This window comes from Methylobacterium sp. B1 (assembly GCF_000333255.1).
Classification (GTDB): Bacteria; Pseudomonadota; Alphaproteobacteria; order Rhizobiales; family Beijerinckiaceae; genus Methylobacterium; species Methylobacterium fujisawaense.
The window spans coordinates 1-9,229 of sequence record NZ_BACT01000494.1; the positions used below are offsets into that span (position 1 = coordinate 1).

General features: G+C 70.8%; 8 protein-coding genes. 4 read left to right on the top strand and 4 right to left on the bottom strand.

Annotated features, from left to right (window positions below; translation table 11 throughout):
• A partial coding sequence (locus I53_RS14450; protein ID WP_043351845.1) for a pyridoxal phosphate-dependent aminotransferase occupies positions 1 to 1,072 on the bottom strand: 1,072 nt, incomplete at its 3' end.
• 201 nt (positions 1,073 to 1,273) lie between these two features.
• Between I53_RS14450 and I53_RS14455 the strand changes: the two genes are divergently transcribed.
• Both I53_RS14455 and I53_RS14460 read left to right on the top strand, forming a co-directional pair.
• Positions 1,274 to 2,299, top strand: coding sequence for an LLM class flavin-dependent oxidoreductase (locus tag I53_RS14455; RefSeq protein WP_043351847.1), 1,026 nt, complete (start codon positions 1,274 to 1,276; stop codon positions 2,297 to 2,299).
• Positions 2,300 to 2,407: 108 nt separating this feature from the next.
• Positions 2,408 to 3,448: a fumarylacetoacetate hydrolase family protein gene (locus I53_RS14460; protein ID WP_043351848.1), complete on the top strand. Its 1,041-nt coding sequence runs from the start codon at positions 2,408 to 2,410 to the stop codon at positions 3,446 to 3,448.
• Between the two features lie 239 nt (positions 3,449 to 3,687).
• On the opposite strand, the gene cysN is transcribed toward I53_RS14460, so the two are convergent.
• The 3 genes from cysN to I53_RS14475 are packed head-to-tail and all read right to left on the bottom strand — an operon-like array spanning position 3,688 to position 6,877.
• On the bottom strand, positions 3,688 to 5,094 hold the full coding sequence (gene cysN / locus I53_RS14465) for a sulfate adenylyltransferase subunit CysN (RefSeq protein ID WP_043351849.1): 1,407 nt from the start codon (positions 5,092 to 5,094) through the stop codon (positions 3,688 to 3,690).
• Positions 5,094 to 6,056 (bottom strand): sulfate adenylyltransferase subunit CysD, encoded by a 963-nt coding sequence (gene cysD, locus I53_RS14470; RefSeq protein WP_043351851.1) that lies wholly within the window; start codon positions 6,054 to 6,056, stop codon positions 5,094 to 5,096. The genes cysN and cysD overlap by 1 nt, the downstream gene beginning before the upstream one ends.
• The gene (locus I53_RS14475) at positions 6,053 to 6,877 is read right to left on the bottom strand and encodes a phosphoadenylyl-sulfate reductase (protein WP_043351853.1); all 825 of its coding nucleotides are present in this window, start codon (positions 6,875 to 6,877) and stop codon (positions 6,053 to 6,055) included. Before I53_RS14475 ends, cysD begins: the two co-directional genes overlap by 4 nt.
• Positions 6,878 to 7,146: 269 nt before the next feature.
• On the opposite strand from I53_RS14475, the gene I53_RS14480 reads away from it, so the two are divergent.
• The gene (locus I53_RS14480) at positions 7,147 to 7,662 is read left to right on the top strand and encodes an Lrp/AsnC family transcriptional regulator (protein ID WP_043351854.1); all 516 of its coding nucleotides are present in this window, start codon (positions 7,147 to 7,149) and stop codon (positions 7,660 to 7,662) included.
• A 111-nt stretch (positions 7,663 to 7,773) separates the two neighbouring features.
• The coding region (locus I53_RS14485) for a flavodoxin domain-containing protein (RefSeq protein WP_043351855.1) at positions 7,774 to 9,229 on the top strand (1,456 nt) is incomplete at its 3' end.

A 9,229-nucleotide genomic window follows, 5' to 3' on the forward strand; every position in this document is an offset into this window, starting at 1 on the left:
CGGCCTGGAGCAGCTCCATGACGAAGTCCTCGTCGGTCTCGATGGTCTTGCCGGCCTCCGTCTTCTTGCCGATCAGCGCCGCGCAGGACGGGTAGACGTAGAACGCGCCCTCGGGCGTCGGGCAGGTCAGGCCGTTGGTCTGGTTGAGCATCGACACGACGAGGTCGCGCCGGCCCTGGAAGGCCGCCCGGAACGTGGCGAGGTGATCCTGAGGGCCGTCGAGGGCGGCGACCGCGGCCCATTGCGCGATCGTGCTGGCGCCGGAGGTCTGCTGGCCCTGGACGAAATCCATCGCCTTGATGAGCGTCTCCGGCCCGGCCGCGTAGCCGATGCGCCAGCCGGTCATGGCGTAGCCCTTCGAGACGCCGTTCATGGTCAGCGTCCGCTCGACGAGCTGCGGCTCGACCTGGGCCGGGGTGACGAATTCGAAATCGCCGTAGGTCAGGTGCTCGTAGATGTCGTCGGTGAGGATGTGCACGTCCGGATAGCGGAGCAGCACGTCGGTCAGCGCCTTCATCTCGGCGCGGGAATAGGCGGCCCCAGACGGGTTCGAGGGCGAGTTGAGGACGATCCACTTGGTCTTCGGCGTCAGGACCCGGTCGAGCTCCTCGGGCTGGAGCTTGAAGCCGTTGGCCATGTCGGTGTCGGCGAAGACCGGCGTGCCGCCGCACAGGCCGACCATCTCCGGGTAGGACACCCAGTAGGGGCGGGGGATCACCACCTCGTCGCCGGGGTTCAGGGTGGCGAGGAAGGCGTTGTACAGCACCTGCTTGCCGCCCGTGCCCACGATGGTCTGCGAGACCTTGTAGTCGAGCCCGTTCTCGCGCTTGAACTTGCGCACGATCGCCTCGCGCAGGGGCACGATGCCGGAGACCGGCGGGTAGCGGGTCTCGTTCCGGTGGATCGCCGCGATGGCGGCCTGCTTGATGTGCTCGGGCGTGTCGAAGTCGGGCTCGCCCACCGACAGGCTGATGACGTCGACGCCGGAGGCCTTCAGGTCCCGGGCCTTCTGGGTCATCACGATGGTCGCGGACGGCTTCACCCGCGAGAGGACGTCGGCGAGGAGAGCCATGGCGTGCGGTGCTCCGGATTGCGTGGGCGAGGAATGCCCGTTCGCCGCCCCTTTTTGCGGCGCGGCGGACCCTAGGCCCGGGACGCTGAGCCGGCAAGGCGGTGCGCGGCACGAAGCCGGATCTCGCGCCGGGCGCGCGGCGCAGGTCTCGCCTGCGCGGCCGCTCTCGCTTTGCGGGATCGTCGTTACCAGATCCTGTCCATGACTCCGCTCTCCGTCCTCGACCTCTCCTTCGTCGGCGCCGATTCGACCCCGGCGCAGGCCCTGCACGACACCCTGGCGCTCGCCCGCCACGTCGACGGCCTCGGCTACCGGCGCTACTGGCTCGCCGAGCACCACGCCCTGCCCAACGTGGCGAGCCCCGCCCCCGAGATCATGATCGGCCAGATCGCCGCCGCGACCCGCAACCTCCGGGTCGGCTCGGGCGGGATCATGCTGCCGAACCACGCGCCGCTGATGGTGGCCGAGCGCTTCCGGGTGCTGGAGGCGCTGTTCCCAGGCCGGATCGATCTGGGTCTCGGGCGCGCGCCCGGCACCGACGGCCTCACCGCCCGGGCGCTGCGCCGCCGGGAGGCGCCGGGGGAGGGCGGCGGGGACGATTTCCTCGACCGCCTGCAGGAGCTCCTGTTCTGGGACGGCGGCTTCCCGGAGGGGCATCCGTTCGCGCGGATCGAGGCGAGCCCCGCGGGGGTGCCGCTGCCGCCGATCTTCCTGCTCGGCTCCTCCGATTACAGCGCTCGCCTCGCCGCCGAGATCGGCTGCGGCTTCGGCTTCGCGCAGCACTTCTCCGGGATGCCCGCGGAGCCGCCGATGCTGGATTACCGGAACCGGTTCCAGCCGACGCGGCTCGGCGCGAAGCCCCACGCGATCCTGGCGGTGGCGGCGATCTGCGCCCCCACGGATGCGGAGGCCGAGCGGCTGGCCTCCAGCGCGCGGCTGGCGACGCTGCGGCGGGAGCGGGGCGAGTACCGGCCGCTGCCGAGCCTCGCCGAGGCGCTGGCCTACCCGTATTCCGACGCCGAGCGGATGCAGATCGCGCGCGGCCGCGACCGCCTGCACGTGGGCGGCCCCGAGACCCTGCGGGCCCGGCTCGCCGACATGGTCCAGCGCACGCAGGCCGACGAGCTGATGGTCGTCACGGCGATCCCCGACCAGGCCGCCCGGCACGAATCCTATGCGCTGCTGGCGCAGGCCTGGGGGCTCGGCGCCGCCTCACAGGCGGCCTGAGCCGTCACCGGCCCCCGCCGCGGGGTCCTGGCGGCGCCGCCGCCGGCCGTGCAGGCTCCCGCCCGGATCACGCCCGCGACCAGACGGGCCGACCGGAGGAGAGGCAGCATGGGCAACCGACGCGAATTCCTGACCGCCACGGCCGCGGGCCTCGCCGCCGCCGCGGCGCCGGCCCGGGCCGGCGAGGAGCGCACGGCGGCTCCGAAGACCGCGCCCAACACCGCGCCGGCGGCGCCGCCGCCCTTCGGCATGCCTCGGGACGTGATCCTACTCAACATGCGCCGCGGCGACGCCTACACCCTGGGCGTGAAGACCAGGGACGGCGTGCTCGACGTCGAAGCCGCCGGCCGGGCGCTCGGGATGCCGGTTCCCACCGACATGGACGACCTTCTCCAGAACGGGCGCGGCCCGGCGCTGCGGGCGCTGATCGACGCGGTCGAGGCCGCCCCCGACGGGCGCTTCATGCTGGCGGAATCCGGCATCGCCTACGCGCCGGTGGTCACGCGGCCCGAGAAGATCATCATGATGGGCTTCAACTACCGTCACCACGCGGAGGAGACCGGCACACCGATCCCCAAGGACCCGCCGCTGTTCAACAAGTACAACAACGCCCTGAACCACCACGGCGGCACGATCGCACTGCCGACCCAGGCGGCGCGGGAATTCGACTACGAGACCGAGCTGGTGATGGTGTTCGGCCGCGAGTGCCGGAACGTGTCCGAGGCGGACGCCCTCGACTATCTCGCCGGCTACTGCACGGGCAACGATTTCAGCGCCCGGGACCTCCAGACGCTGACCTCGCAATTCATGATCGGGAAGACCTCGGACGGGTTCGCGCCGCTCGGCCCCTACTTGGTGACCGCCGACCGGGTGAAGGACCCGAATAACCTCAAGCTCAAGACGCTGGTCAACGGCCAGGTGCGCCAGGACTGGAGCACCAACGACATGATCTTCAACTGCCGCCAGCTGATCAGCTTCGCGTCCAAGGTGATGACGATCAAGCCGGGAGACATCTTCTACACGGGCACGCCGCAGGGGGTGATCTTCGGCGAGAAGACTCCGCGCAAGGACCGGGCGTGGCTGAAGCCCGGCGACGAGGTGGTCTCGGAGCTGGAAGGGCTCGGGGCGCTGCGGTTCAAGCTGGTCTGATCGCGTTGCGCGACGGCGCGGTCCGCTGCGCCTTCACGGGCGCGGCAAGCGACCGGCCCCCTCTCCCTTGCGGGAGAGGGTTGGGGTGAGGGACGAGACGCCGCAGGATCGAGCCCGTCCTTGCCGCGCAGTCAGGTCGAGCCGTCTCCGGACAGACCTGATCCCTCACCCTGTCCCTCTCCCGCACGGGAGAGGGGACCCGCGCCCGATCCTGAAACCAGTCGCGCGCCCGGCCGTCCTCAGCGCCCGAACAGGCGACCGAGACGGGCGAGGAAGCCGCCGCCTTCCGCAGGTTTCGCATCGGGCGTCGCCGGCTTGGCCGCTTCCGTCTTCGGCGCCAGGACCAGCCCGAGCGCCGCCGTGTCGGTGGTCTCGCGGTCGATCAGGATCAGGCTGCCGGTCTCGCGGTTCTCCGCGTAGGCGTCGACCGCCACCGCCCGGTCGAGGCGCAGGACCACGTCGGCGATGTCGTTGGCCGACAGGCGCTCGGCCGGGCCGGGCCTGCCGGTCTCGGGATCGATGCGCGAGATGATCCGCTCCACGGTCGCGGTGACCGTGGCGGTGCCGATCTTGGCGAACAGGCTGGCACCCGGGCTGAGATCGGTCTCGGCCGCCCAGAACAGGCGGGCGTCGAGGGTCTCGGTGACCCGCATCGGTGCGTCGGTGGCCACGATCACCTGACCGCGGGAGGCGTCGATCTGGTCGGCCAGCACCAGGGTGACCGACTCGTCCTCGCCGGCTTCGGGCAGGTCGCCGTCGGCGGTGTAGATCCGCGCCACGGTCGAGGTCCGGCCGGAGGGCTGGACCGTCACGGAATCGCCCGGGCGCACCCGGCCGCTGGCGATCCGGCCGCTGTAGCCGCGGAACTCGGAATTGGGCCGGTTGACCCACTGCACCGCCATGCGGAACGGCGCGTTCAGCGCCTCGGCGCGGACCGGCACGGTCTCCAGGTAGGCGAGCAGGGGGCCGCCCGTGTACCAGGGCGCCGCGATGCCCGGCTCCACGACGTTGTCGCCGTTCTTGGCCGAGAGCGGGATCGCCTTGACCTCGGCGAAGTTCAGATCCCGGGCGAAGTCGGAGAAGCCCGCGACGATGCCGTCGAAGGTGCCCTGCGCCCAGCCGGCGAGATCCATCTTGTTCACCGCCAGCACGACCCGGCGGATCCCGAGATTCGAGACCAGCAGCGCGTGGCGCCGGGTCTGGCGGGTCAGGCCCTGGCGGGCATCGACCAGGATCACCGCCACGTCCGCCGTCGAGGCGCCGGTGGCCATGTTGCGGGTGTACTGCTCGTGGCCGGGCGTGTCGGCCACGATGAACGAGCGCTTGTCGGTGGAGAAGAACCGGTAGGCGACGTCGATGGTGATGCCCTGCTCGCGCTCGGCCTGAAGGCCGTCCACCAGCAGCGCGAGATCCACCTCCTGCCCCTGCGTCCCGTGCTTGCGCGAATCGCGCTGGAGCGCCGAGATCTGGTCGTCGAAGATCTGCTTGGTGTCGTGCAGGAGCCGCCCGATCAGGGTCGACTTGCCGTCATCCACCGAGCCGCAGGCGATGAAGCGCAGCACCGCCTTGCTGCGGTGGGCCGTGAGGAAAGCCGCGTAGCCGGAGGCGCGATCGGCGAAGGCCGTGGGAGCCTGGTGCACCGTCATCAGAAATAGCCCTCCTGCTTCTTGCGCTCCATGGCGCCGGCCCCGTCCTTGTCGATCACCCGGCCCTGGCGCTCCGAGGTGCGGGCGGCGAGCGTCTCGCCGATGATCTCGGGGAGCGTCGCGGCGTCGCTCTCCACCGCGCCGGTGAGCGGGTAGCAGCCGAGCGTGCGGAAGCGGACGAGCCGCTGCTGCGGGGTCTCGCCGGGCGCCAGCGGCAGCCGGTCGTCGTCGACCATGATCAGCTGCCCGTCGCGCTCCACCACGGGCCGCTCCTTGGCGAAGTAGAGCGGCACGATCGGAATGTTTTCCTGCTCTATGTAGAGCCAGATGTCGAGCTCGGTCCAGTTCGACAGCGGGAAGACCCGCAGGGATTCGCCCCGCTTCTTCTTGAGATTGTAGAGGTGCCAAGGCTCGGCGCGCTGGCGCTTCGGGTCCCATCGGTGCTGCGCGGTGCGCAGGGAGATGATCCGCTCCTTGGCGCGGCTCGCCTCCTCGTCGCGGCGGGCGCCGCCGAAGGCCGCATCGAACTTGTGCTTGTCGAGGGCCTGCCGCAGGGCCTGCGTCTTCATCACGTCGGTGTGGACCTCGGAGCCGTGGCTCACCGGTCCGATGCCGCGGGCGAGCCCGTCCGGGTTGGTGTGGATCAGGAGGTCGAGGCCGAGTTCCTTGGCGCGGGCGTCGCGGAAGGCGATCATCTCGCGGAACTTCCACGTGGTGTCGACGTGGAGCAGCGGGAACGGCAGCCGCCCGGGCGCGAAGGCCTTGAGGGCGAGGTGCAGCAGCACCGAGGAATCCTTGCCGATCGAGTAGAGCATCACCGGGTTCTCGGTCTCGGCGACCGTCTCCCGGAAGATGTGGATGGCCTCGGCCTCCAGCCGCTTGAGGTGGCTGAGGCGGTCGGCAGAGGTCTGTGCGGACGCAGGGGCGCTCGGCGGCACGGTGGCGGCGAGGGCGGCGCTCATCGGGCGAACTCCGGCTGGCGGGCTGAATGATCTTGGTTAGTCTTTAAAGAAGTCTCGAAAACGGCGGCCTCCTGGCCGGGCTGCACCGACGCCCCGGGGCGTCCGACATGCAGGCCGCATTCCTTCTTCTCCTCCTGCTCCCACCACCAGCGGCCGGCGCGCTCGGGCTCGCCGAGCTTCACGGCCCGGGTGCAGGGGGCGCAGCCGATCGACGGGAAGCCCCGGTCGTGCAGGACGTTGTAGGGAACGAAGTTCTCGCGCACGAAGCTGTCGACCTGCGCCCGGGACCAATCGGCCAGGGGGTTCAGCTTGATCAGGCCGCGGGCGGGGTCGAACTCGGCCAGCGGCGTCTCGGCGCGGTTGGCGGACTGGCCGGCCCGCAGGCCCGTGAGCCAGCCGCTCGCGCCTTCGAGCGCCCGGCCCAGCGGCTCGACCTTGCGGAAGCCGCAGCAGGCCTGCCGGGCGGCCACCGAGCGCCGGAAGCCGTTGATGCCTTCGTTCCGAACGAACGCCTCCGCGGCCGCGCGCTCGGGCGCATAGGCGGCGATCCGGATGCCGTAGGCCGCTTCGGTCTCGGTCCAGGTGTCGTAGGTCTCGGCGAAGAGGCGGCCGGTATCGAGGGTGACGATCTCGACGCGCCCCTTCGCCAGGCCCGCCATGGCCAGGGCGTGGGTGAGCGCCTGATCCTCGACGCCCAGGCTCGTCGTGAAGACGAGGCGGCCGGGGATCTCGGCGGCGATCAGGTGGAGGCGGCCTGGAAGGTCGAGCCCGGACAGCCGCTCCGCGAGGGCTTCGGCCGTCTGTCGGTCCGGACGGGTCATCGCGCCATGTCCCGGGGTTCGCGTGGTGGGTGGAAAGGCCACGGCCTGCGCCATGCCTGTTGTCGAAGGGCGGAAATGTTCGCTATACCGAACGAAGTCAAGGCGCCCCGGCGCGCTTGACGGTGTCGGGCCGGCGGTTCGGCGTGCGGTTGCGCACAGCAATCGGCGCGGGCAACCTGGTCCCGAGGTAAAAGATTCTTCTCACCGAGACCGGTAGCCTCCTATATGCGCCCGCGCCCCGCGCGCGGCGGAAGCCCACGGAGACAGCTTTGGACGCGATCGATCTGAAGATTCTCGCCCTGCTGCAGACCGACGCGACGCTCTCCATCGCGGCGATCGGCGAACGCGTGGGCCTGTCGCAGACCCCGTGCTGGAAGCGGATCCAGAAGCTGGAGGCCGATGGGGTCATCGACCGGCGGGTGGCGGTGCTCGATCCGGTGAAGCTCGGCCTCGGGCTGACCGTGTTCGTCTCCATCGAGACCGCCGACCATTCCCAGGACTGGCTGCAGCGCTTCGCCGCAACCGTCTCGGCCATGCCGGAGGTGCTGGAGTTCTACCGGATGGCGGGCGACGTGGACTACATGCTGCGGGTCGTCGTCGCCGACATGCAGGCCTATGACAGCTTCTACAAGCACCTCATCGCGGTACTGCCGCTCAAGAACGTCACCTCCCGCTTCGCCATGGAAAAGGTGAAATCCACGACGGCGCTGCCGCTGCCGGCGCCGCCGAAGAACGGGCGCCATCTGCCCGGCACCTCTCCGGTCCTCTCCGTGGTGGGAGAATGATATTCTCTTTTTTCGCAGTGCAGCGAATGTGATGTTCTCGTCTCCGCCCGTTCTGCAAAAAGAACGTTTCTTGATTGACACGGGCCGCGCAGGCCCCGACATGGTCTCGTAATGTCCCGCCAGAACCTCCTCCCGCGCACCGCCCCGTTCGGGGACGGCGAGCGCGCCAGCCTCGATGCGGTGCTCGGCGCCGCGAGCCCCACGCAGCGCGCATGGCTGGCCGGCTTCCTGGCGGGCCTCGACGCCGCCGGTGGCCAGCCCGCCGCTTTGCCGGCCGCGCCGCCCAAGGCCGCCGCGCCGCTGACGGTGATCTACGCGAGCGAATCGGGGAATTCCGAAGCGCTCGCCGGCACCGTCGCCAAGCTGGCGCGCAAGCAGGGCTTCAAGCCGAAGGTCGTGGACTTCGCCGACCTCGACATCGCGACCCTGCCCAAGGCCGGCAAGCTCGTCGCCATCGCGGCCACCTGGGGCGAGGGCGAGCCGCCGGCCCGGGCCGTGCGGGCCTATGGCGAGCTGATGGGGGAGGGCGCCCCGCGCCTCGACGGTGTCGAGTTCGCGGTGCTGGCGCTCGGCGACACCTCCTATGCGGAGTTCTGCGCCATCGGGAAGGCCCTCGACGAACGCTTCGAGGCGCTGGGAGGCAAGCGCGCCGCGGAGCGGGCCGACCTCGACCTCGACTTCGAGAAGCCGGCGGCCGACTGGATCAAGGGCGCGCTCAAGGCGCTCGCCCCGGCGGAGCAGCCCGACAACGTCGTGGCGGTGGACTTCGCCCGCGCCGGCACCGGCGAGGAGGACGACGCCGAGCCGAGCCGCGAGCCCGTGGTGGTCGAGGTCGTCGAGCACGTGAACCTCAATTCCTCGCGCTCCGACAAGGAGACGATCCACCTCGCCCTCGCCTTCGAGGAGGGCGCCCCGGCCTACGAGCCGGGCGACTCGCTGGAGATCTTCCCCGAGAACGACCCGCAGCTCGTGGACGAGATCCTCGACGCCGCCGGGCTCTCGGGCGACGAGGCCCTGCGCAAGGCGCTGCTGGCCGAGCGGGACATCACCACGCTGTCGGCCGCCACGGTCGAGCGTTTCGTCAAGGCCACCGGCCACACGCAGGCGCAGACGCTCATCGACAGCGGCGAGGCCAAGGCCTGGATCGAGGGGCGGCACCTGATCGACCTGCTGGAGACTTACCCGGCCAAGCTCACGGCCGAGCATCTCGGCACCATCACCCGGCCGCTGCCGCCGCGGGCCTACTCGATCGCCTCCTCGCGCAAGGAGGTGGGCGACGAGGTCCACCTCGCCATCGCGGCGGTGCGCTACGAGACCCACGGCCGCGCCCGCTCGGGGGTCGCCTCGGTCCACGTGGCCGACCGGATCCGCGACGGCGCCAAGCTGCGGGTGCGGCTGAAGCCGAACCGCCACTTCCGCCTGCCGCAGGACCCGGCCACCGACATCATCATGGTCGGCCCCGGCACCGGCGTCGCGCCGTTCCGCGCCTTCGTGCAGGAGCGCCGGGCGATCGAGGCCCCCGGGCGGTCGTGGCTGTTCTTCGGCGACCGGCACTCACCCACGACTT